The organism is Candidatus Pelagisphaera phototrophica, assembly GCF_014529625.1.
Taxonomy (GTDB): Bacteria; Verrucomicrobiota; Verrucomicrobiia; order Opitutales; family Opitutaceae; genus Pelagisphaera; species Pelagisphaera phototrophica.
Genome location: NZ_CP076039.1, coordinates 3,930,230 through 3,954,872, shown reverse-complemented (window position 1 = coordinate 3,954,872; position 24,643 = coordinate 3,930,230). Strand labels below are relative to the sequence as shown.

The following is a 24,643-nucleotide window of genomic DNA, read 5'->3' as shown; positions in this document are numbered from 1 at the left end:
ATGAAAGGTAGCGTCAAGGATGTCCCCTAACTTAGATCCCTCAGATTTACGATTCCCAGAATGGTTGTTCGAACAGGACTACATGGTGTTCCTGTCTTTTTTTGGTTGGGTTCTCTTGGGTCTTCTTGCCTGGATAAAACCGTTGTGCGACCGGCAGAAGGGTGAGTATCTTTGGGTTTGGTTTGGCTATTTTGCATTTGCGGAAGCGATGGCCGACTTTGTTCGCACGCTCTCGTTTTCCGATCCTTTCTTCCGAACGTTTTCCATTGAGATCCCTTTGGAAATGCTGGGGCTTGGGTGCCTGATCGAGGCTTCGATTAGAGGCTCAAAGGGATTTAAGGGTAAGACGTTCCCCCCTGTTATTGCAATCTCATGCGGTTTACTGGGATTTGCCATCGAAGTCGGCTCGATGCTCTATTCGCTTCTGGTAGCGTTTGCGGTCTCAACGGTGGCCTGCGTTTGGTTCGCCTTGAGTGTACGAAAGCTCGCATTGGAGCAGGGACGTTATGAGCTCTGTATCGTCTTCGTAGGTCTATTGCTCCTCATACCGGCATGGATTTTGCATCCTGACCATATCGCTTTCCTTCGAAGTGAAACCCTCGTAACCTACAGCGAATTTCCATTTTACGGCTTCCTGTTGCTTTCGCTGAGGATCATTGCCGCGTGGCTAGCACTGGGTGGATTCTGGATCTACCGTTTGAAGGCTCGGATTGAGGATGTGGGAGATCCTGCTGAAGAAAAGCTTAGGGTGTGGGGATACCGAGTGCTGCCAGGATCGGTCGTGACGATTATTCTGGCTAGCTACCTCGTGACTACCTGGAACGGACATCGTGAAAGCGACCGTATGGAGCAAGATTTCCTTTCCCGTTCCAGGACGGCGGCATTGTCAGTAGAAGTGGATTTGGTGAGAACGGCCTTAGGTTCGGGAGCGCAGTTGAGTTCCGATCTTAAAAAGAACTTGAGTTTGATCCGGGCGATTGGCGAGGAAGTGGACCAGGTCTATATTTGGAACGCTGGAGACGAGGCAGTTAGAGTCGCAGGAGATTTGGAGGATAGCTCGGAAACGGTAATTAAGGATTACTTTGACGTCGTGGGTGGAATGCGGGATTTCAAGGAGGGAAATCCGATTCTCGTGCGGCCGGTTAGAATTGGGCCGAATTTGGTCCTAAATGCAAGTTCACCCATTTTGGATACAGGGGATGGATCGATTGCCGGTTGGTTAGGAATTGATTTCAGTGCGAGCGAATGGATGAAAAACATTTCCTTGGCTCGACTGCAAACCGTCATTATATCCGGCCTGGTTCTAGCTTTGGTGATTTTCTTCCTTTACTACCAAATTGAGAACGAGTCGGAGACTGACTTGGCTCTTGCCAAAGAGAGAGCGGAAGCGGCGGACCGGGCGAAGAGTGAATTTCTTGCGGTCATCAGCCATGAGATACGAACCCCCCTTCAAAGCGTTCTTGGATACAGCAATCTTCTGCGTAATACTCGGTTGGATGAAAAGCAACTGGCGTGTTTGGATACAATCCAGTCAGAAGGGAGGATCCTATTGCGAATTGTGCAGGATATTCTAGACTTCAGTAACCTTCGTAAGGCGAATTCCGCTTTGAAGGAAGACGATGTGAACCTGAAAAGCCTTATCGACGAAACCTACCGAACGATTCGGCCGATGGCGGAAAAAAAGGGCTTGGTTGCTGAGCTGTCGCTAGACGAAAATTTGCCTGCAGTTATCAGGGCGGATAGCGTTCGATTGCGGCAGGTCCTGCTTAATCTGTACGGGAATTCAGTCAAATATACTGAAAAGGGCTCGGTTCGCCTCACAATTCGCAATCGAGAACCAAGTAAAAGCATAGGTGCCTTGGATTTCATCATCTCGGATACGGGTGTTGGAATCAGGAAGGAGGATATGGAGCGCCTATTTCAGCCGTTCGTGCAGCTCGAGCATGTCGGTTCTTCGCCTCGAGAAGGAGCTGGGCTGGGACTCGCCATCGTATTCAGGATTGTGGAACTGATGGGAGGTACGATTTCGGTGACGAGTGATTTCGGTGAAGGTTCTTCTTTTACCGCATCATTCAATTTTAGGGTCATCGACGAACTGGGAATTGAGTTTGAGGATTCCCTAGATCTCAACGACACCGTTTCTCTGGAAGCATCGCGTTTAGGGAAGCGCTACCCGTTAAAGACGCTTGTGGCGGATGACAATCCGATGGTTCGACGCCTGATTGTTCAATACCTCGAGTCTTTAGGCTATTCACCCGACCAAGTTGAAGATGGAAAGCCAGCGTCTGAGGTTGGAGCCGCCTACGATCTAATTATTACGGATTTGAGAATGCCTGGTATGGATGGACCCACCGCCGCGTCGATTGTAAGGGGAAAATCAGGACTGAACGATCAACCTTGGATTATCGGGGTTTCAGCGACATTGGCGGAAGCAGAGATTGAGCGGGCTATGCAGTCGGGTATTAACGACTTCATGGGAAAACCGTTTTTCGAAGAGGATTTAGAAAAGCGGATTCGGGCAATTCCCTGGCTGGAACGGTTGACGGAAGTGGAGAATGACGAATCCGAAATCGCAGAAGAGACAATGGAAGAGGAGTGCTCCACCGCTTTCGCGTCTCGAGGTATGGGAATCTTTTCTGAAGAAATGGTTAATACAGCTTTAGCGGAGGTGTTGTCGCTGGGGGCAGAAATGGCGGATTCCATTGAGAGGAGCGACTTTGACTCCGTTAAGGATAAGGCCCATTACATTTCTAATACGGCCATGGCTATCGGCTTGGAAGAGTTGTTTATCGATAGCAAAGCACTGCAAAAGGCGGCTGAAGAAGCATCGCTAGAGTGTTCAGAAATCCTCGCTCGGCTGATGAATAATTTCAGAAACCGAAGTTGACAGTCATTAGCTCAATCAGCCGCATTTTCTGAGTAGCTCAGTCCATTTTGGATTGGTTTCTGTAGCTTAAAGGAAGGTTTTCGGACTGAAAAACCCTACAATGGAAGGGGCTGTTGCTCTCTTGAAACCAAGTGTCGATATTGATATTATGGGTTAATGTTAGGGTATATAGAGATTCAAAAATCAAATGGCAAACAAGGGTTGCGCATCGCTAAGGGTTTATTGAAGCGGTTCGATTTGAAGGAGCTAGTCGAGTCCCGGCTTTGCCGAATAGTGACCGGAGGAGATGAGAGAGTCTTGGAATTTGAATACGATCAGAAGATTTCCAAGTCCCTATTGAGAGGAGAAAAGAAATTGGGAGAGCTTCTTTCGATCGTCATCGGCTATACTTGGGATAGGTTGGAGCGAGGCGGACTCGATGTCGCAGTACAAGGGTTCAGTGAAACTGATGAGAGGTTGAAGGTGCAGTTTAGTTTTTGTGAAAACCGTTCAGCGGTGAGTGAGGACGATTATCTTTATCAGCAGCGATCTTTCAGAAACGCGGAAGATGATGGACCGGAATCCCGGATGATGGATGAACTATGCTCTCAATTGGGCATAGAAATGGTCAGGTTGCATGGGCCTAACGGAGAAATGTATTTGGCCTTTGTCATGCGGTTTGCAAAGTCGATTTCGAGCTCGATAAGTCGCGATGAGCCGGTCGGATCTGGCGAGTTATTGCCGTAGCCAGCCAGTGCAATCTGAAATGCGAATTATATCATTGAGCGGTGTGCAAAGTTCTTGTCTTGAAGACTTGTTCGACGAGAGACTGGTTAAGCAGTCGGTGCCTTTTGTTCTTAAAGGGCTGCTGACGCGGTGCCAGTCGGGACTTTCGTAGACCAATCTCGTTGGTCAGCCTACAGCAAGCCAGGGGTCGAAAGATTCAGGTATTCTTAGGGCGAAATACCTTCATCACGGATGGATTTGTTTCAAGGTAGGATCCTCCAATCAAATCAATGCAATAGGGAATCGCGGGGAAAACGGCTTCCAGGTTTTCCCGAATCGCTTTGGGTTTTCCGGGGAGATTCACAATGAGGGCGTGTCCTCGGATGCCGGCCGTTTGGCGAGACAGGATAGCAGTTGGAACGAATTGGAGGGAAGCACGACGCATTTCCTCGCCGAAACCAGCGAGCATTTTTTCGCAAACGGCTTCAGTCGCCTCTGGCGTGATGTCCCTTACTGCCGGACCGGTACCCCCAGTGGTTACGACCAGGCTACAATTCCGGTTATCGCAGAAGTCGATTAAGGTCGCTTCTATTTGATCCTTTTCGTCGGGTACAACAGCGTATTCGACTTGGAATGAAGTGAGAATCCATTCGTTCAAAAGATCGACGCATGCTTTCCCTGGGATATCCTCGTAGACACCTTGCGATGCTCGATCTGATATGTTTATGACGCCTATAGTTGCGGTTGCTGACATGGATCTGATTGGGCTGTACGAACGGATTATAGATTAAGGTTTTGTGGGATCTTGATTGAAATTGAAGAGGATTAAAGCGTTTCTGTCACATTGGCCAAATTAAACCACGGTGATGATTGGGAAAAATGAGTGGATTTGGGGAGTGCGCACGCTTATGTTTGAGTCATATTGGATGGGGCAATCGGTTGGTAACCCCCTTGTATCCTGTTTGTCGACAACTTGAGGGATTGACAGTTTAGGCTGAGACCAGTGACTTAACGTTGCACGGTGTCCTTGGTTATGGCGGGGAAATAGCGAGAGCGAATGAAGAAGCAGAATTTCAACGAAATGGTGAACCTGATAGTCAAGGAGGACGATCGTTATACGAAGGAAGCCTATGGGTTTCTCAAGGAAGCCTTGGACTTCACCATGAGTAAGGGAAAAAAGCGTAAGGGGAAGCTGGTCAGCAAGAATCAGCGGCACGTTACTGGGCAAGAGCTTCTTGAGGGAGTCAGAGAATATGCGCTCGAGCAATATGGGCCGATGGCTTATACCGTTTTGACCTCCTGGGGCTTGAAGATGTGTGAAGATTTCGGAGAGATCGTTTTCAACCTCATTGAGTACGGCGTTTTCAGTAAAAACGACGAGGACTCGAAAGAGGACTTTGCCTCTATCTACGATTTTGAGGAAGCGTTTTTAAAACCGTTTCTGCCCGAAAAGCGCCGCCTTAAGCGGCCTCGATACAAAGTAATCAAATCGCTTTAGAGAGCCGGCTACCTGCTTATTTAATTTCCCGTTTCCGCAGTTCTCGCGGAGACAGACTCCAATTTCATTTGAATCCATGTCTGAATGTCAAAATCCCCATCGCTCATTGGAAGCGGATCAGTCCCTAATCGAACCTATTCTGAAGGAGCCAGTGGAGCGCTACGGCTTGGAGAACGGGTTGACCGTAGTCTTGAAGCCGGACAGATCGAACGCGATTTGCTCGGTTCAAGTTTGGGTTAAGACGGGAAGTATTCATGAAGATGATAAGATAGGCGCAGGGCTCTCGCACTATTTGGAGCACATGCTCTTCAAGGGAACTGAAAAACGGGGAGGACGGGAGATTTCTGAGAATGTACAGTCAGCGGGAGGCTATATCAATGCCTACACCACCTTCGATCGCACCGTGTACTACATTGAAATTCCATCAGAGAATGTGGATGTGGCGCTGGATGTATTGAGCGATTCCGTGTTTCGATCCACTTTGCCGGAAGACGAAGTGGAAAAAGAGAGGGGAGTCATACTGCGAGAGATTGATATGGGCGAAGATGATCCGGACCACAAGCTATCGCGGGCTTTGTTCGAAACGTCGTTCAAAGAACACCCATACAGGTACCCAATTATTGGGTATAAAGATTTGTTCTCGCAGGTTACCCGTGAGGATCTTGTTGCCTATTATGACCGTCGCTATTCCCCTAATAACGCGGTTCTGATTGTTGCGGGAGACTTTGAAACTAGCGATATGAAGAAACGGATTGAACGGGACTTCGGTTCGGTTACGCGCAAGACTCTTCCGAGCGTTTTCATACCTTCTGAGCCAATGCAGCTGGCGGAAAGGGAATGTCATCTGTACGAGGATGTTCAAATCACAAGGGCTGGAATCGGATTTCAAACTCCTAGTCTGACCCATCCGGATACACCAGCTCTCGATGCGCTCTCGATGATATTGGGACATGGGAATAGCTCTATGCTTTCAACCCATCTAAGAGAAGAGCTCAAATTGGTACATGCGATTGATGCTTCCAATTGGACTCCCGGAGCAGTGGGCGTTTTCTATTTGGCATTGGTATGCGATCCAGACAAACGGGATGAGGCGATTAATGAGCTTCATTCCTACTTGGGGAGCTTAACGGTTGAAGACTTTTCCACCGAACGCGTAGATAAAGCGGTGCGGCAGTTAATCGTGGCTGAAATAAATGCCCGTAAAACGGTTAGCGGTCAGGCGTCGAAACTGGGGGCGGCGGAAGTTGTGATTGGGGATATCGGATATGCGGAAAATTATTTGCGGAAGATTTCGCGAGTAACGCCTGAAGACTTGATTAGTGTGTTGAAGAAATGGTTACGTGAAGAACGTTTGACCACAATCACCTTAAACCCGAAATCTGCCCAGGTTTCGGATCTGAAGTCAGGAGAGGAAAAGCAAGGCGAAACCGATTTTATCGAGTTTAAGCAAAGCAACAGCAGCAATCTTCTACTACGCGAGAACGACCGCCTACCCAACACCCATTTTCGAGTCGTGATGAATGCGGGTTCCTTGTACGAGCAACCCGGGAAGCAGGGGGCGACTTCACTCCTTGCAACATTGTTGACCAAGGATACAGAAAAGAGAAGCTCGGTGGAAGTCGCTGAAGCAATTGAGAGCGTTGGAGGCAGCTTTTATGAGTTTTCAGGCAATAACAGCTTGGGCTTGGCCTTGGATCTTCTTCCTTCGAATGTGGACTTGGCCTTGGACTTGATTGAGCAAGCCCTCCTGCATCCGATTTTCAAAGACGAGACGTTTACTCTGGAAAAAGCAGCCCATATGGCAGCGATCAAGGAGGACCTGGACGAGATCGTTACCGCTGGGCGAAAAATATTGCGAAAACGATTCTTTGGCGATCATCCGTTTTCCATCGGGGAGGCGGGTTCATTGGAGTCAGTAGGAAGTCTAGGAACGGACGATATCCAGGAACTGCGATCGAGTTTGGTGACCGCAGGAAATGTAACGATAGCGGTTTCGGGGCAATTTGAGAAGGAGAACTTGAAACCGCGTCTCGAAGCTTTGCTGGAAAAGCTGCCCTCGGGAGGAAAGCCGGTCTCCAATCATGAATTCAAAAAGCCCTCGTCCCCGGGAGAGCATCGAGAGCCAATGGATCGCCAGCAAGCGGTTGTCTTTCACGCCTATCTAGGCCCTGGATTGCTCGAGAAGGATTTCTATGTTTCGGAATTGGCGCACGAAATATTTAGCGGTATGGCGAGCAATTTGTTCGAGAAGATTCGAGAGGAGTTAAGTTTGGCCTATTTCGTGCGTTCGAGCCGTATCGTTGGCTTGGACACGGCGATGTTTTATTTTTATGCTGGAACCTCAACCGAAGGTTATCCAAAAGTCATAGAGGAGTTAATTAAAGAGGTGAAGCGTGTAAGCGATGGCGATATCGCTTTGCAGGAACTTAATCGGTGTAAAACACGGTTGAAGGCATCACGTCGCATGAGTATGCAGACAAACTCTTCCTGCGCGAGTCATGCGGCCTTGAACGTGGCCTATGGGCTTCCGGCGAATGACTGGAGGTCCTATGATGAAAGAATTGATGCGGTCTCAATTCAGGATCTGGCAAATTTTGCTTCAAAGTACTTCCGTGAGGAAGAACGGGTTGAGCTTGTGATTGGCGCCTTAGAATAGTTTCGATTACACCTGAGGTTCGGGGACCTGTTTGAAAACGATCGGAGAATGCTTCAGTTCTTGAAGCCATTTGGGACCAAGACCGCTCAGACGGTGCCGGGCTCACTGAAAGCCAACCTCATTAAAAAGGCCAGGCCACTATAAATAGCGGCCTGGCAGGTGTGGGTGTGTTGGGAGGGAAAATGTTGTATGGTGAGAGATTTACGGGCCTTTCACTTTGATTTCAAGCACTTCTGTAAAGTCTTGTCGTCTGAATTTGCACTTTGGCTGGTATTCGGATGTTTAGTTTGCTTTAGTTAGGGTTTGGTACTGTGCTAATGTTCGAATTGCGTACTCGGATAAGTTAGGTCTAAGTGCATATACGGATTCAGAATCTGGAATGAAATGGGATCAATCTGATGCACAATGGATATAACGCGCCTGATTTGGCGTTTTGGGGGGTGTTTATTCAAGAAAATGAGAGTTTTTGAATTTTGATCTTTGACAGAGGTTCGAAGATTTGATTCTAATAGTGTTCATGAACACTAATAAGGATTCGCTTACTCGAAGGCAGAAGGAGGTTCTCGATTTCGTACGGAAAGAACGTTCTCGAAAGGGGAAAGTGCCGTCGACTCGAGAGATCCAGCGGCATTTTGGGTTCGCGAGTCAAACGGCCGCAGTTAATCACTTGAAAGCTCTAGAGCGAAAAGGGTGTTTGCGTCGTTTGCCAAGTGACCTGCTTCCGGTGAATTCCGACCGGTTCAGTCAGATTCCACTTCTTGGAGTGATTCCGGCAGGTTTGCCAACTTTTGAGGAGGAACACTCGGAGGGAGGCGTGGCGGTAGATCTTTCTTCGATTGGCCTGTCGGATGGGGCGCGGACGTTCGCGTTGACCGTTCGAGGAGATTCGATGATTGGGGCTCATATTCAAGAGGGAGATGTGGTCGTGTTGGAGTATAGGGAACCGCGTGACGGGGATGTGGTTGCAGCTCTGATCGATGGAGAAACGACGTTAAAACGTTTTGTATTGGATAATGGTCGACCGTTCTTGAAGGCGGAGAATCCTGCTTATCCGGACCTGATTCCAGCGATGGAGCTTATTGTGCAAGGAGTTGTGGTGGCGTTGACCAGAAAGGTATTCCAGTGACCGTAGCCAGCGAGATCTCACTGGCTCCGAATGGAGGGAAAATGGGGGGCTATTGGTTGCGCTCTGTCGATTGCTCGACAGACGCCACCGGTGGTCGTCGAGCAGCTTGCCAGGCTGTGTCGGAAGTTTTGAGTCAGCAGATGCTCTCGAGAGTTGCGGAACGCACCGGTTCTTATGGCCTCAGTAAGAGGCTTAACTTGCCGGAGGTTACAGACGAGGATAGCTTGGAAAAGAATGTCTCAGAGCTGGGGGTTTGGATTACGTATCTGGAAAAGAAATACGATTTAATGGGATAGAACTATGGATAAACGGTTTAAAGACATCATTGTTAGGGATAGTCGCAGTGAAAACATGCTGCGTCGCTTGCTAGACATTTCAGACCAGGATCGATCTCGACGTCAAAGATGGATGCTATTGGCGAACGGCGGATTGCTTCGAAGCTTGAAATTGAGCGGCGAATCGGAGCCGGCAGACAGGCGAAATTGGATCCGCTAGTCGTTTAAACGCTGCCTTGACCACTTAGAGAGAGTCCGGCAATGTTAATTTTCTGGTTCAGAGGTAGGGCTGACAACGTGTCGGTCGTAGCCTTACCGAAGTCCAATCCTCAGTCGGCTGTGGATTCACGAATTGCGGTGGATGCACAGGGCTTCGGACGTGAGCTCAGCCGAACGGATAAGCAGCCCTACCACCCTTTCGAAAGCTTCTGGAAACCAAATTGATAAACACTCTTCTAGGAGCGGCTCAGCCGTATCCAGGTATCGATGCCGATTTGCTCTGAACGAGTCTTGAGGTCTATGCTAAGACCATTTAGCATTTTTAACCACTCGTTTGTTTTCGGGTGAGATGACTTTCGAAGTAAGGATCCCATTTGTTTTCGCCGCTGTTTGAATAAGTCGCGGATGAGTGTTCGATCCGATTTTGGAAATTTATAAGGGTCCTTTCTCACTTTGAGATGGAGAAGAGAAGAGCCAACATCTGGCTTCGGATAGAAGCAGCTTCCAGCTACGTTGTGAGATTGGGAAACCTCGAAAGCAGCTTGGAGAAAGATGCTAATGCTTCCAAATTGTTTCGTCCCGGATGCCGCTACGAATCGCTGGGCCGCCTCCTTTTGGAGCATTAGGGTCATACTTTGGGGAGTGGGGCCGTTTATAATCGATTCCATCCAAGGAGTCGAAATGGCGTAGGGAAGATTGGCTACGATCTTAAAATGGGAAACGTCAGCAGGAAGCCCGGCCAAAGGGAAATCCATGGCATCTCCTTCCAGAAGGTTCAATTGGCCATTGGAGGACAGTTCCATCTTGCGGATATGTTCCGCCAGTCTCCTGTCTTTTTCGATTGAATACACATTCGCTCCCGCATCGAGGAGTGCCTGTGTCAAAGTCCCGAGGCCAGGCCCAACTTCGATAACGTTATCACTGGGCTCAATTTTAGCGATCTCTAGGGACTTACGGACGATGTTGCCATCAATAAGAAAATTCTGCCCAAGATTTTTGACTGGACGATGACCCAATGATTCCAGCAAGGCCCGTGTTTCAGTGGGTGATAACGGCGAAGACATGTGTGGGTCTAAGCTGAATGAAAAGCCCCCATTAAGTCGCTGGTTGAATCGGCTTTCATCAAAGCCTCGCCGACGAGAATGGCTTTCGCTCCCGCGGCTCTTGCTCTTCGGGCGTCCTCCTGATTCCAGATTCCACTTTCTGAAACCGCCAAGACGTCGGTCGGAAATTGAGGGATAAGTCTTTCGGAAAACGAAAGATCAGTTTTGAACACCGCGAGGTCCCGATTGTTAACGCCAATGATGCGGGCGTTATGGGCGATGGCCCGATCGAGCTCGGACTCGCTGTGTATCTCGTAAAGAGAGTCTAGCCCAGCGTGATCGGCTGCTTCGCGCAGCACCTTCATTTCGTCGTCCGCAAGAGCTCGGACAATAATCAAAATAGCCGAAGCCCCAGCTTGGGCGGCCTCGAGAACTTGGATCGGGTGAACCATGAAGTCTTTGCGCAGACAGGGAACGCTTAACTCCTGGCGTTTAAACTGTTCGCTTACCGATCTCAAGTCGGCCAGAGACCCTCCAAAATATTCCTTGTCGGTTAATATTGACAGACAATCTGCTCCGGCTTCGACATACTTTGCGGATTGGTCTGTAGCGGCCGCTAACTTTTTAATTTCACCAGCTGATGGAGAGCGACGCTTTATTTCTGCGATAACGGCGAGCCCTTTCGGCCCTTGAAGCGCCTCTAGAAACCGTCCGGGGTGTGAGTCGCTTCGGCTCGATTCAAGTTCGTTTGAGGATACCTCGCGAATCTCAGCAGCGATCTCCCGCCGTTTCCATTTCATTATTTCCGTCAGCTTATCCATTTCAGTCTGATTGAGGAAGTCAGGTTGGAAGTTCGGCCGCATACTGTCGAGGATTGTATTTGCCCTGATTTTAGGATCGCAGATACATGTATTGCTGTGAACGCAATAGACGAACTTTTAGAAACGATGGCTCGGCTTCGGGCACCAGACGGATGCCCTTGGGACCGTGAGCAAGACCACCAGTCCATTGCTGAGTGTTTGGTGGACGAGTGTAGCGAGCTGTTGGAGACAATCGACAGGCTGGACATGGACCATATGCGTGAAGAGCTGGGCGATGTGCTCTTGCAGGTCGTTTTCCATTCACAATTGGCGAGAGAGTCGGGGTACTTCGATTTCGAAGCCGTCGCTCGTGAAATCAACGATAAGCTGATACGCCGCCACCCGCATGTATTCGGAGAGGGTTCCCTCGATACCTCAGATCAAGCACTCCATCAGTGGGACGCCATTAAGGCGTTAGAAAAGAAGAACTTGCCTCAAACCGATTCGGTTTTTAAAGATCTCCCTCCTTCTCTCCCGGCATTGATGTTCGCCGTGGACATATTCAAGCAGATCCAAAAGAAGGAGCTTTCGACGGGTCCCCTTGTGGATCGGGAATCGATCCAGACAATGGCAGATTCGATGGATGAAGAAACAGCGGGGGCACTGCTCTTCGAAGTTGGGGCGGCTTGCCGATCAAAAGGCATAGATCCGGAATCGGCGTTAAGGCGCTACGCACGCGCTGTGCAGTATGAGACGGAAGCGCTTGCCACCCAACCGACGAGCTGAAATCTTCCTAATTAGTGACGTCTCGAAGCAAAGCGAGGGATTCGGCAGTCGAAGCAGCACCTGAACGCTGGCGGGGAGAATGGTTGCCGCCTTTTTTGGAGCACTTGAGCAAGGAGCGGCGATTGTCTGACTACACGGTCCGAAACTACTCGACTGCGATTGGGCGATTTTTTGGCCATCTTGAGGCCGCTGGATCTTGGAATGGAAAGTTGGGTGGAGTTGGACTTCGGGATGCCCGGGATTTTGTGATTGAGGAGCAAAGAAGAGTGAGCCGGGTGACGCTGCGGAATTACGTCTCCGGCCTGAAGACCTTTTTCAAATTCTGGATTCGCCAGGGAAAGGTCGACCGCAATCCGCTTGATGGGCTCATCTTGCCCAAGCCGGCTAAAAAGCTCCCGATATTCCTGACCCAACAGCAAGTGCTCCGTCTCTTAAGGGGACCGACGTTGCTGCTGGAGCAGGAGATCATCGATCCCTTCATTGCGTGGCGGGATCGGATGGTGCTCGAGCTACTCTACGGGGCGGGGTTTCGAGTATCCGAATTGGTGAATCTGAAGTACGGTGATATTAGTTTTGAGGAAGGAGTTGCCCGAATCGTGGGTAAAGGGGGTAAATCGCGGATTTGCCCGCTAGGAAAAGTGGCCATGACGGCTCTGCGAACGTGGAAATCCGAGTATGCTCCCGAAACGGGCTATTCGGACGTTGTTGTGGTGGGCAATCAGGGCCGTCCCTGGTCTTCTCGACAGATCCAGTTGCTGCTAAAAAAGTACCTTAAACTGGCGGAGCTCCCGATGGATATCACTCCGCACAAAATTCGGCATTCCTACGCAACTCATCTTTTGGATAACGGCGCCGATTTAAGGCTTGTTCAGGAACTCCTTGGACATTCCAAGCTTTCGACAACCCAAATTTACACACACGTGAACTTGGGTCGCCTGAAGGCCGTTTACGACCGAGCTCACCCTCGGGCATAATCTATATAGTCGTTTGAAATGAGTAAGTTAAGATACAAAGGTCTTTGGGCTCTTTGGCTCGTTTTGTTGGTGCCTGCTATTGTGTGGGCCGGCGAAAAGGATGGCTTGGACCCTTATGGCAGGAGGATTGTGGCCGGGGAATTTCTGGTAAAAATGAGGGGAGACCTGATATTGCCTCAATCGGCTGGGGGAAAACTCTCGGTCTTGAGCAGTACTCACAAGGTCGCGGGTACCAAGCTGAAACAGACCTATTCCACCTTTCCGAACCTCGCCTTGGTTGCCCTCGACGAAGACGGCAGCCTGGAGTCCGCCATCGCCGCATACAAGAAGTCGGGCTTGGTGGAGCGTGTTTCGTACAATTATATCCGCACGGCTTCGGTGCTCCCCAATGATCCTCTGCTAGGAGATGGCAAGCAATGGGGTATCGATAATGCGGGCCAGCTGGGTGGGATTGCAGAATCCGACGTGAGTGCGAAGGAAGCCTGGGAGATTGCGAATGATGCTTCTGAAGTACTTGTGGCGGTCCTGGATTCGGGAATCCGCTATACGCACGAGGACTTAGCGGCAAACATGTGGGTGAACTCGGGAGAGATTGCGGGGAATGGTCTGGATGATGATAATAACGGCTATGTTGATGACGTTCACGGCATCAATACCGTCGGAGTGAATGGTGAAAGGACGCCTGAGACAGAAGGGGATCCTATGGATGATCTAGGTCATGGGACTCACGTTGCGGGGATCGTTGGAGCGGTTGGTAACAATGGCGTCGGAATCACCGGAGTAGCGTGGAATGTGAAATTGATGGGACTCAAATTCCTCGATTCTCAAGGAGAGGGATCCGACGCGGATGCGATTGAGTGTATCAACTATGCCCGAGAGCAAGGAGCCCATATCATTAATAGTAGCTGGGGTGGTCTGGACTTTAATCCATTGCTTGGAGACGCGATTGAGGAGGCGAATGAAGCAGACATCTATTTCGTGGCAGCAGCGGGCAATGAGAGCAGCAACAATGACGACCAGCCGAATTATCCATCATCCTACGCCTACCCCAATGTGGTGAGCGTGACAGCCACGGATAAGCGTGATGGTTTTGCGACCTTTGCGAACTATGGTGAAACTGAAGTGGAACTTGCCGCTCCGGGCGTTGGTATCCACTCCACTTATTTCAGTTCGGATACGAGCTACCGTGCTCTGAGTGGAACGTCAATGGCGACTCCGTTTGTCAGTGGAGCGATCGCTTTGCTCCTAACGCAATTTCCAGAGGAGCCTATGGCGTCCATATTGAATCGATTATATTCCTCTACGGATACACTCGAAAGCTTGGCTCGACGCTGTCGGGTTGGAGGTCGGCTAAATTTGGCCCGTGCCCTTCAACCGGAAACGCCAGCACCACTCAATGACGATTTCGAGGATGCCTTTTCTGTATCCACCTCTTACTTTATCTTGTCGGGGTCCAATGTTATCGGATCGTCCGAGGCGAGTGAACCTTTACATGATGTTAATGCTACTGGTAAATCAATCTGGTGGAATTGGACAGCTGTTGAGGGTGGCTTCACCGAGATATCCACAGAAGGCAGTGACTTTAATACGGTTATTGTTATTTACAAAGGCGATAGTCTGGATGCCCTCAAACTTGTCGCCAAGAATCGCGACGAGTCGCCCAACAATAACGGAGCCTTTGTCGGGTTTGAGGCGTCTGCAGGAGTTTCCTACCGAATCGCCGTTGACGGGCTCGAGGGTGATAGCGGGAATGTGAGTTTGAGCTTGGGTCAGTCCGTGATCAACGACGACTTTAGTAGCGCCTTGGAAATTGGAGGGATCAACTTTAGGACGACAAGTGAGAATATCGCGGCTTCGAGAGAGTCTGGTGAACCGGAGCATATCCAAAACGCTTTTGGCTCAAAGTCTGTTTGGTGGAAGTGGACGGCGCCGCTGAGCGGTAATGTCACCGTGTCGACGTCAGCCAGTAACAGTTTTGATACGATTCTCGCCGTCTACACGGGAGACTCTCTAGAGGACTTACAGCTTGTCAGCTCAAACGATGACGATGATAGGACCGGCGTCTGGACAAGTGTACTGAATTTTTACGCACAGGAAGGATCGGAGTACAAAATAGCGGTCGACGGTTGGAATGGAAGCTATGGGCAAATCGCTCTAACGGTGGCGATGGCGGAGCATGATGACAGAGAAGATGCCCGTACTGCCTATACCGATACTTTGGACGACATTTCATTTACGAATCAGGCGACAAAGGAAATTGGCGAGCCGTCGCATGGCGGCGATGCGGTTGGCCAGTCACTGTGGTGGAAGTGGACTTCCACCCGCTCGGGGCAGGCGGAGCTGACTACCTTTGGTAGTGATTTCGATACGATTCTCGCTGTTTACGAAGGAGAGTCCTTGGCGAGCTTGTCTCTCCTGGGCGCGAACGATGACAGTGGAGGAGCATTGTCAAGTCGGCTGGCTCTGGATGTTGTCGCAGGAGGCTCGTACTGGGTAGCAGTCGATGGGAATGACTTTCGAAGAGACCGTAGTTATGGACTGGCGCGCCTAAATATTCTCGTAGAGGAGGATGCCAGCTGGGTAACTCCGGTTATTGCCGAACCGGAAGATCCAGGATTTGTGGCGGGGGAATTTGTAAGCTTCCAAATCCATGCGAATCGGAACGCAATTTCGTTTGCGGCGGAAGGATTGCCCGCGGGGCTGGCAATCGATCCCAATACGGGAGCCATTTCCGGAACACCCTCCCAGTCAGGCCGATTTGAGGTGTTGATAGAGGCGACTAATGCGGAAGGAACAGGATCCTATCTTTATGTACTAGAGGTCGCTCCCCTGCCCGGCTCCCCTGTGATAATGCCTCTCCCCATCGAAATGAAGGGGATCGAGGGAAGTTTGTTGACCCTGAAAGTTGATGTTTTTGATCAGACAGGTGTAACGTATCAGTGGCTCAAGGACGAAGTGGTATTATTAGGAGCCGTTGAGGCATCGGTCGAGATTGGTTCGATTGGCTCTCAAGATGAAGGCGATTATTCGGTGATTGTCACCAATGAAAACGGATCTGTATTGGCAGGGCCCGTACGAGTTCGAATGATTCGCGAGGCGCTTATCAATATTGCGACACGTGGATATGTCGGGGTTCAAAGCGAGATCATGATTGCCGGCTTCATTATTTCTGGGTCGAGTCCACGAAGAGTTCTGATTCGGGGATTAGGTAAGTCACTTGAGCAAAGGGGGCTTTCGGGAGTTCTCGAAGATCCACGTCTGGCGATTTACGATATAGAGGGCCAGGAAGTCGCTCGAGTAGATGATTGGAAACAGGAGGATAACGGGGAAGAGATTGAGCAGGTTAGCCTGGCAGTGGGAGCTGCCCCTTTAGCGGAGCCCAATGAATCGGCGATTCTTGTGACACTTGATCCCGGACTATATACGGCTCACCTTTCAGGACAAGATGGAGGTACGGGTATTGGACTGGTTGAAGTCTTTGATGCTTCCAGTGAAAGCATCGAAACTCGCCTCGTAAACATTTCGACTCGTGTGAAAGCGGCCGCTGGGGACCAAGTAGCCATCGGAGGATTCGTAATTACCGGGGAGGATCCGAAGCGAGTTTTGATACGGGCTCTCGGACCTGAATTGACTAAGCGACAAGTCTCAGACCCCATGCCGGATCCATATATGGTTCTCTACGATAGTTCGGGTCCGGTGGCGGCCAACGATGACTGGGAGAGTGAATTCACTTTCAAAATGCGCGAGGCCTTTACCCAAGTAGGCGCCTCACAGCTGGATGAAGAAAGCAAGGACGCCGCTATGGTGCGTGAACTCCAGCCGGGCCTGTATACCGTTATTGTAAACGATTTCAACTACACTTCTGGAATTGTCCTGATCGAAATTTTCGAGCTACCGTAGGTGACGGTTTTTTTGAAAGCCCGTCACTTTTTGCTGTGGTCCTGGTTTTTTGGAGGAAAGAGTCGGTCTTCCCTACCTTTAAGGGGTTAATCCACCGAAGCGATTGCGGCGTTGAGCGTTTGGCTAGGACGCATGGCGGCGTTTGCTTTCGCTTCGTCTGGAGCATAGTAGCCTCCGATGTCGACAGCAGATGCTTGAGCCGCATTGAGCTCGCTGATGATGGTCGCCTCGTTGTCAGCTAGTTGTTGGGCGAGTACTGCGAATTGTGTCTTGAGGTCCGCGTCCTTATCCTGGGCGGCGAGGGCCCGGGCCCAGTAGAGAGCGAGGTAAAAGTGGCTGCCACGGTTGTCGAGCTCGTTGACCTTCCTCGAGGGCGATTTGTTGTTTTGGAGGAATGCGGCAGTTGCCTCGTCGAGGGTTTCAGCGAGAATCTGGGCCTGGGCGTTGCCAAAAGTGTTTGCCAAGTGCTCCAGCGAGACTGCCAAAGCGAGAAATTCTCCAAGAGAGTCCCAGCGTAAGTGACCCTCAGATTCAAATTGTTGAACGTGCTTGGGAGCGGAGCCACCAGCACCGGTTTCGAAGAGGCCCCCTCCATTCATCAAAGGAACGATCGATAGCATCTTTGCACTGGTACCCAGCTCGAGAATAGGGAAGAGATCGGTCAAATAGTCGCGTAGGACATTTCCAGTTACGGAAATGGTGTCTTGACCCGCTTTGATCCGCTCCATCGAGAATCGGGTGGCCTCTACGGGTGCGAGTATCCTAATGTCAAGTCCGTCGATGTCGTGATTCGGCAGATACGTGTTGACCTTCTTGATCAATTGCGAGTCGTGGGCCCGGTTTTCATCGAGCCAGAATACTGCGGGAGAACCGGTAGCCCGAGATCGATTTACGGCGAGCTTTACCCAGTCTTGAATGGGCGCGTCTTTAACCTGGCACATGCGGAAGATGTCGCCAGCTTTGACAGGCTGCTCAATCAGAACGTTATCATACGAATCCACAACGCGGATAATGCCGGTACCGGGTGATTGGAAAGTTTTGTCATGCGAGCCATATTCCTCCGCCTTCTGAGCCATGAGGCCAACGTTTGGTACGCTTCCCATTGTGGTGGGATCAAATGCTCCGTGCTCTTTGCAAAAATCGATCGTAGCTTGATAGACCCCTGCATAGGACCGGTCAGGAATAATGAATTTCGTATCTTTCTGATTACCATCTGGCCCCCACATTTGTCCAGAAGCGCGGATGGCCGCGGGCATAGATGCATCGACGATGATGTCGCTAGGGACGTGGAGATTGGTAATCCCCTTGTCAGAGTTCACCATGGCAAGATCCGGACCATCCTCATAGACACTCTGAATGTCTGCCTCGATTTCGGCCCGCTGAGATTGGGGAAGAGTCGCGATCTTGGCGTAGACGTCACCCAACCCATTATTGACATCCACTCCCAGCGAATCAAAAGTAGCGGCGTGTTTCTCAAAGACGGTCTTGTAGAAAACGGAGACCGCATGACCGAAGATGATCGGGTCCGATATCTTCATCATCGTAGCCTTTAGATGCAAAGAGAATAGGACGTCCTGTTCAGTGGCGTCCTTCACTTGAGAGGCAAGAAAATCACAGAGACCGTTCTTGCTCATTAAGGAGGCGTCGATGATCTCGCCAGCTTGTAATGGAGTGGATTGTTTGAGCACGGTTGTCGCTCCATCCGTGGAAACAAATTCGATACGAACATCGATTGCCTCGTCGATGGTCACCGACTTTTCGCTGCCATAGAAGTCCCCACTGGACATGCTCGCAACGTGGGATTTTGAGCTCGGATCCCAAGTGCCCATAGAATGAGGATTGGTTCTCGCGAATTGTTTGACGGCACCAGGAGCTCGGCGGTCAGAGTTGCCTTCGCGTAGAACGGGATTAACGGCGCTTCCCAAAACTTTTGCGTATCGGGTTTTAATCTCCTTTTCTGCCTCGTTTTGCGGTTCCTCGGGGTAGTCGGGCAAAGCGTAGCCTTGTGTCTGAAGTTCCTTGATAGCGGCGGTCAATTGGGGGATCGACGCACTGATATTGGGGAGTTTGATAATATTGGCTTCTGGAGTTTTCGCGAGCTCACCCAGTTCGGACAGAGCATCTGATTGGCACTGCTCTTCGGTCAATCTTTCGGGGAAGTTGGCGATAATGCGGCCCGCAAGGGAAATGTCTCTGGTTTCTATTTCAACTCCCGCTGCTTTGGTAAAAGCCTCGACTATGGGGAGGAGAGAATGAGTGGCGAGCGCAGGGGCTTCGTCTGTTTTCGTGTAGATGATTCTCGAATGGGTGTTGGTCATGATATACTCGGATAAAGTAGAGCGAAATCTTCGGTAACCGACTCAAGAATAGCGTCAATAGAATATAATGGCCAATACCTAAGTGCCTGAAAAGGGTCCTACTCGATTCGCGATTGAAATCGATGGCAGAGGTAGCCTACGAAAATGAACAGAAGGGCTAGAACGTCGAAGGCGATAATTCGAATTAAGGTATCCCAGATGTCATAGACGAACAGACGGAAGAGCGGTAGGGTAAGGCCAATGATCGCGACCATTCGGTAAGGTTTGATCTTCGCTCCGATACCGACCGCTTACATTTCAGGGAAGACGGGAGGAGGGGTTTGTTAAGGACTCGATTACAATCCGGGGAAAAGATCCCAGTCGCGGGGATAGATAACTTCGTAGGCAGTTTTAAATACTTTTTCTTCCTTTGGAGCAAGCGTGGCTTTCCACCGAAAGACTCCGCTATTCTCGTCCTCGATTTCGACCTCACTCGTTGGGGGCGCTTTGCGGCGAATCTCGATTTTCGAATTTTGGGCGATGGGGAACTGGTCGACCACGATGAGTTTGTGTGCCACCGTGTGCAAATTGGTGACCTCATTCTTATACTCGCGATTGAGGGTCGTGGTCTTGTCGATGAAACCGGAATTGCTGTCTTTCTGGGCTCCCTCTATCCGCTTAACGACGATGTTTCCGTCAACTCCCAACGATAGCTTGGTTTCCTCTTCAGGTAGAATTTTATTCATGGAGACTTTAGAGGAGAGTTTCCCGTCAACGAACGCGAGAGCTTGCCCCGGGAGAATCGGAAGCTCGAGCGTGTTGCGAATTCTGGCTCTAAGGTACGCGTCGAGCTGGGCTCGCGGCACGGTCTCGGACCAGAACTCGGCTTCCAGACCGGCTTCGAGAACTTTGTATGAGCTGCGCTCGCGAGAGCTGGGAACGGTGATTTGTCCGGGGATGGTGGCTTGGAAGGAAACGGTTGATACCGTGATGGCGACTTTTTGAGCACGAAGTCGAGAGCCGACCGCTTCTTCGGCCATAAATACGTCTGCTTGGGGCGGGGGAGGAGCGGCTCTTTCCGCCACTGAAGAGAAGCGCCCTTTCCGGTAGTAGTCGTCCTGTTTTCCCACATTCAGGGGAAAGAGTTCAGGCACGTTGCCCTGGCGGTTGGCCTGATTTGTGTGGAGCGAAAGGGTGATGTTTGACCAATCTTCGCCAGTGAATTGCCAAACTGAGGCAAAGTATCCAAAATCCAGTTTCCCTTGGTCAGGGTAGGCGCGTAGTTCGTACTGAGGCTCCCAGCGGGCAGAGTTGACCATGTAGCTGAGTGATATTGCGACTTCACTTGCCGCGTCCATCTCGATTTCTACTTCGGCGACAGAGGAAAGGAGCATCGCTTTCTCTGTTGCCTCCCTAAGCTCCTTTTCGATCTCCTTGATGGTCTTGTCGACGGCTTTGATCTCAATCTCAACTTTGTCAATCTGCTCGTTGGCGTTCTTCTGGGTTTGTCCGACAAACTCGGCCAGCTCCTTTGCTTGAGCTAGAGTGAGGGTTTGGCCTTCGTTAATCTTGCCAAACTCCTTAGCGAAGGAGGTACGCATGCCAGAGGCGAAGACAACATCCGCTTTGGCATTGGAAAGCGTGCGCAGCTTTTGCTCTTTTTCCTTTTTGGCGGCGTCGAGTCTCGTTTGGATTTCTTCTATTATAGAATTCTCGTCGCGATTCTGCGGCTGGAATATCTTCGCGTTCCGGATTAACCCATTGGCGGTGTTTACGAAATTTGCCTGGAGCGCTGTTGGGTCCACCTGACTGGGCAGATTTTTGATGACCAAGGTCGATTTCCCCGAGGGCACGTTCAAAGTGCCTTGGCGAGTGACCAAAGCCCCATCTCGGAAGAGGGAGACTTCGAGAATCGACGATTCTACTTCGTGTTCGTCAGCATAAGCACAGAGAGTGAGCAATGCGCAGAGTGCGATCGTAAAAATGGAGCAGAATTTCATAGGGCGAACGAGGCGATTCTAATATGGACAAAAGCCTTCACTGAAGGATCCATATAGGCAATTGTAATTAAGACTTTTGAGGAAGCGATTGATTGAAAATTTCTCTTGGTAAGGGCAGTGACGGCCCGGCACGCCGCCTATGTTAGGCTCATTGAATCACGTGGCAACTGCGCTCATAAGCTTGGTTCGACAAGGCTCACCACCCTGCACCTGTCTTTAGGCCAAGTCCCCATTCAATGTAGGACAGGCAGAATTATTGCGTACCTTGAATTGAAGCAGGCTTTTCATTCGGCTCGGCTCAGGATCGATGAAGAATCTGTGCGGCATTTTTATTGTGGGCGCTCGGAGATCGCCCGCTACCTTTCATGTGCTCGAAAGGTTGACCTTTGAGGGGAAACTAAGAGGGTGCGGGTTTAAACCTTCTGGATCCTATTGAGGCACACTCGGCACATTCACATAAAAGGAGCTCGCGAGCACAATTTGCGGGATATCGAGGTTAAGATCCCTCGAGATAAACTCGTCGTAATCACAGGCGTATCGGGTTCCGGAAAGTCATCACTGGCCTTCGACACGCTGTACGCGGAGGGCTACCGAAAATATATGGAGAGCCTTTCCACACAGGCCCGCCAAGCGATGGAGCAGTTCAAACGACCGGATGTGGATTTCATCCACGGCCTTTCACCGGTTTTGGCAATAGAGCAACGGGCAGCAGGTTCTTCTCCGCGGAGCACTATTGCCACGGTTACAGAAATTGCGGACTATGCCCGTCTTCTGTGGACGCTTCGAGGAGATCAACATTGCCCGAAGGACGGAGGCATCATTTCGCGGCAAACGCTCGATAGCTCCGTTGATCAGACTTTGAAGCTGCCGAAGGGTTCACGGGCTATGATTTTGGCTCCTTACATGGCCGCGACGGCCGCAGTTATACTGGAGGAGCTGCCCCGGTTGCGGCAAAAGGGATTTCAGCGTATTCGAATCAATGATGAGGTCAAAAGTATTGGTGATCCGGATATCGAGATAAAGGGACGGGGAAACGCGACCATTGAACTCGTGGTCGATCGCATTTTGGTAGAAGAGGCGCAGAGAAGTCGGATCGCGGACTCGCTCGAGCTGGCGTTTAGCGAAGGGAAAGACCGAGCGATGGTCCTCTATCAGGCATCGAAAGACTCGGACTGGAAGGAGCTCAGTCTAAGCCGGAATTTCGCGTGCGCGAAGTGCGGCGAGGTGTATGAACCGATCTCTCCCCGTCATTTTTCGTTCAATACGGCGGAAGGATCCTGTCCAGAGTGCGGTGGATTGGGGAAAACGCGGCGCTTCTTGGAAGAGCTCATCGTGCCCGATCCGAGTAAGTCAGTGAAAAAGGGGGCCTTGAAGCCGCTGCGAATCGGAGGAAAGCAGTTGATCATGCGAAACAATGCGATGCTGCGCCAGTTGGCAGAGCAGCTTCCCTTTGATCCAACGACGCCGTGGAGCGAGTTAGATGAGGAAACCAAACAGGCTTTGCTCTACGGGGTTGAAGACCGGCTTTTCACTTTCAAACTAACTCGCCGTAAGACGCTTCCTCCTCCCCAACCGTTCGGAGGCTTTATGGCGTTGCTGCAAAAGTCCTACATGGAGACTAAAAGCGACGGATTTCGGGCCCGACTGATGACCTATCAGACTGACCAGAAATGCCCGACATGTGACGGGCATCGGTTCAGTCCACGGAGTGCGAATGTATTTGTAGAGGGTAAGAGTCTGCCCGATTTCCTTTCGATGGATATAGGTCAGGCCCACGAATACGTGAGTAGCCTGTCACCCAGCAAGGATCGTGTTTCAACCTACGGGGAAGTTCTTGATGGAATCGAGTTGCGGTTGCGTTTCCTAAAGGAGGTGGGTCTGGAGTACCTGACTTTGAATCGTCAATACAGTACGTTAAGCGGAGGCGAGGCCCAGCGAGTGCGGCTAGCGACACAGTTGGGTATGAGTCTCGTAGGAGTCGTCTACGTGCTCGACGAGCCCAGCATTGGACTGCACCCGAAGGACAACCAGAAGCTGATCGAGTCACTGAAGGAGTTACGGGACCGCGGCAATTCGGTTGTTGTGGTGGAGCACGATGAGGATACGATGCGGGCCGCCGACCATCTGATCGAGCTGGGTCCGGGAGCGGGGCTTTCTGGAGGAGAGGTTCTTTTCGAAGGGACGCCGGAGGATTGTGCCGGGCAAAAGAAAGATGGCTTCGAGACTGGAGAATACCTTTCAGGACGACAGACGCTTACGAAGTCGGTCAAAACACTTTCGCCACAAAAGAAGTGGCTCGAGATTAAAGGGGCGAGCCAGCACAATCTGCAAAAGGTGGATGCCCAGTTCCCCGTTGGTCTTTTGACCTGTGTGACCGGCGTTTCCGGATCGGGTAAGTCGACCTTGGTGAATGAGATTCTGGCGAAGGCGGCTGCCCGAAAACTGAACCGGGCCAAGGAGATCCCCGGCAAGCACACGGGGATGAAAGGGCTGGAGCACTTCGAAAGGGCAGTACGTGTGAGTCAGGATCCCATCGGGCAAAGCCCGCGTTCTAATCCGGCCACCTATACCAAACTCTTTGATCTGCTGCGCGATTTGTACTCAAAAATTCCTCTGTCGCGAGCCCGAGGATACAAAGCGGGGCGTTTTAGTTTTAATGCACGTGGCGGTCGCTGTGAACGATGTCAGGGTCAAGGGGCGATAAAGTTGGATATGCTTTTTATGAGTGATGCCTATATCGATTGTCCCAGCTGCCAAGGTACGCGTTACAATCGGGAAACCTTGGAAGTGCAATATGGAGGATTGAATATCGCCCAATCTCTAGATCTTTCGGTAAGCGAAGCCTTGGCACAATTTGAGAATGTGCCACGCGTTATGGATAAGTTGAGGACCCTCGACGCGGTGGGGCTCGGGTATTTGAAACTGGGACAAGCTGCTAACACATTGAGTGGTGGCGAGGCCCAGCGATTGAAGCTCTCGTTGGAGCTTTCCAAGCGATCCGCGGGTAGCACTCTCTATATTTTAGATGAGCCCACGACCGGATTGCACTGGTCTGATATCCAGAAACTTTCTGACCTGCTTTTCCAACTGCGAGACAAGGGCAATACGGTCATCGTAATCGAACACCACCTCGACTTCATGCGACTGGCTGACTGGATCGTCGATCTCGGCCCGGGCGGAGGCTCCCATGGAGGAAAAATTGTCTGTGCCGGAACAGTGGATACGGTAAAAAAAGGTAAGGATTCGGAAACCGGCAAAGCCTTAAAGGGACGGTAGCCTTTTAACCACGGACTTCGAGTAGCTCAGCGCGTTAGCCTAGTCATCGTTAAGAAGGTTTTAGATTTTTGTTTCACGGATTATACGGATGAGCATAGATGTTTTTTGGCCATGGGAATAGTCATTAGAAAAATACGATTCGAATCCTTATCTCAATGGATCTGTGTTGTCTGAGATATCTGTGGTAGGGATTTGTCCCTA

17 protein-coding genes are annotated in these 24,643 nt (G+C 50.7%); 11 read left to right on the top strand and 6 right to left on the bottom strand.

What is annotated here, in order from left to right; genetic code table 11:
• Positions 1 to 19 precede the first annotated feature (19 nt).
• Positions 20 to 2,887, top strand: a complete 2,868-nt coding sequence (locus tag GA004_RS17255; RefSeq protein WP_283395124.1) for a hybrid sensor histidine kinase/response regulator — start codon at positions 20 to 22, stop codon at positions 2,885 to 2,887.
• 156 nt (positions 2,888 to 3,043) lie between these two features.
• On the top strand, positions 3,044 to 3,613 hold the full coding sequence (locus GA004_RS17250) for a hypothetical protein (protein ID WP_283395123.1): 570 nt from the start codon (positions 3,044 to 3,046) through the stop codon (positions 3,611 to 3,613).
• Between the two features lie 196 nt (positions 3,614 to 3,809).
• Here GA004_RS17250 and mog read toward each other — a convergent pair whose 3' ends face one another.
• Positions 3,810 to 4,346: a molybdopterin adenylyltransferase gene (gene mog, locus GA004_RS17245; protein WP_283395122.1), complete on the bottom strand. Its 537-nt coding sequence runs from the start codon at positions 4,344 to 4,346 to the stop codon at positions 3,810 to 3,812.
• Between the two features lie 303 nt (positions 4,347 to 4,649).
• Here mog and GA004_RS17240 point away from each other — a divergent pair, with 303 nt between their 5' ends.
• From GA004_RS17240 to GA004_RS17220, 5 genes are all read left to right on the top strand, one after another.
• Positions 4,650 to 5,090, top strand: coding sequence for a Minf_1886 family protein (locus GA004_RS17240; RefSeq protein WP_283395121.1), 441 nt, complete (start codon positions 4,650 to 4,652; stop codon positions 5,088 to 5,090).
• 76 nt (positions 5,091 to 5,166) lie between these two features.
• Positions 5,167 to 7,746 carry a M16 family metallopeptidase gene (locus tag GA004_RS17235; RefSeq protein ID WP_283395120.1) on the top strand — a complete coding sequence of 860 codons (2,580 nt, stop codon included), beginning with the start codon at positions 5,167 to 5,169 and terminating at the stop codon, positions 7,744 to 7,746.
• A gap of 517 nt (positions 7,747 to 8,263) precedes the next feature.
• A complete protein-coding gene (gene lexA / locus GA004_RS17230) occupies positions 8,264 to 8,872 on the top strand; it encodes a transcriptional repressor LexA (protein WP_283395119.1) in 609 nt (202 codons plus the stop codon).
• Positions 8,869 to 9,168 (top strand): hypothetical protein, encoded by a 300-nt coding sequence (locus GA004_RS17225; RefSeq protein ID WP_283395118.1) that lies wholly within the window; start codon positions 8,869 to 8,871, stop codon positions 9,166 to 9,168. The genes lexA and GA004_RS17225 overlap by 4 nt, the downstream gene beginning before the upstream one ends.
• Before the next feature lie 4 nt (positions 9,169 to 9,172).
• Positions 9,173 to 9,367, top strand: a complete 195-nt coding sequence (locus tag GA004_RS17220; RefSeq protein ID WP_283395117.1) for a hypothetical protein — start codon at positions 9,173 to 9,175, stop codon at positions 9,365 to 9,367.
• A 235-nt stretch (positions 9,368 to 9,602) separates the two neighbouring features.
• Here GA004_RS17220 and rsmA read toward each other — a convergent pair whose 3' ends face one another.
• Both rsmA and trpC read right to left on the bottom strand, forming a co-directional pair.
• The gene (rsmA, locus tag GA004_RS17215) at positions 9,603 to 10,430 is read right to left on the bottom strand and encodes a 16S rRNA (adenine(1518)-N(6)/adenine(1519)-N(6))-dimethyltransferase RsmA (RefSeq protein WP_283395116.1); all 828 of its coding nucleotides are present in this window, start codon (positions 10,428 to 10,430) and stop codon (positions 9,603 to 9,605) included.
• A gap of 8 nt (positions 10,431 to 10,438) precedes the next feature.
• On the bottom strand, positions 10,439 to 11,272 hold the full coding sequence (trpC, locus tag GA004_RS17210) for an indole-3-glycerol phosphate synthase TrpC (RefSeq protein ID WP_283395115.1): 834 nt from the start codon (positions 11,270 to 11,272) through the stop codon (positions 10,439 to 10,441).
• A gap of 54 nt (positions 11,273 to 11,326) precedes the next feature.
• On the opposite strand from trpC, the gene mazG reads away from it, so the two are divergent.
• From mazG to GA004_RS17195, 3 genes are read left to right on the top strand one after another with little or no spacing between them, the layout of a single operon-like run.
• The gene (gene mazG, locus GA004_RS17205; RefSeq protein ID WP_283395114.1) at positions 11,327 to 11,995 is read left to right on the top strand and encodes a nucleoside triphosphate pyrophosphohydrolase; all 669 of its coding nucleotides are present in this window, start codon (positions 11,327 to 11,329) and stop codon (positions 11,993 to 11,995) included.
• Between the two features lie 14 nt (positions 11,996 to 12,009).
• Positions 12,010 to 12,969, top strand: a complete 960-nt coding sequence (locus tag GA004_RS17200) for a tyrosine recombinase XerC (protein WP_283395113.1) — start codon at positions 12,010 to 12,012, stop codon at positions 12,967 to 12,969.
• Positions 12,970 to 12,987: 18 nt separating this feature from the next.
• Positions 12,988 to 16,869 carry a S8 family serine peptidase gene (locus GA004_RS17195; protein WP_283395112.1) on the top strand — a complete coding sequence of 1,294 codons (3,882 nt, stop codon included), beginning with the start codon at positions 12,988 to 12,990 and terminating at the stop codon, positions 16,867 to 16,869.
• A gap of 86 nt (positions 16,870 to 16,955) precedes the next feature.
• On the opposite strand, the gene GA004_RS17190 is transcribed toward GA004_RS17195, so the two are convergent.
• The 3 genes from GA004_RS17190 to GA004_RS17180 form a co-directional block, all read right to left on the bottom strand.
• Entirely contained in the window at positions 16,956 to 19,187 is a 2,232-nt protein-coding gene (locus GA004_RS17190) for an NADP-dependent isocitrate dehydrogenase (RefSeq protein ID WP_283395111.1), read from the bottom strand.
• 98 nt (positions 19,188 to 19,285) lie between these two features.
• Positions 19,286 to 19,441, bottom strand: coding sequence for a hypothetical protein (locus tag GA004_RS17185; RefSeq protein ID WP_283395110.1), 156 nt, complete (start codon positions 19,439 to 19,441; stop codon positions 19,286 to 19,288).
• Positions 19,442 to 19,522: 81 nt separating this feature from the next.
• Positions 19,523 to 21,166, bottom strand: a complete 1,644-nt coding sequence (locus tag GA004_RS17180; RefSeq protein WP_283395109.1) for a DUF4139 domain-containing protein — start codon at positions 21,164 to 21,166, stop codon at positions 19,523 to 19,525.
• A gap of 432 nt (positions 21,167 to 21,598) precedes the next feature.
• Here GA004_RS17180 and uvrA point away from each other — a divergent pair, with 432 nt between their 5' ends.
• On the top strand, positions 21,599 to 24,442 hold the full coding sequence (gene uvrA, locus GA004_RS17175; RefSeq protein ID WP_283395108.1) for an excinuclease ABC subunit UvrA: 2,844 nt from the start codon (positions 21,599 to 21,601) through the stop codon (positions 24,440 to 24,442).
• The last annotated feature ends 201 nt before the right edge of the window (positions 24,443 to 24,643 follow it).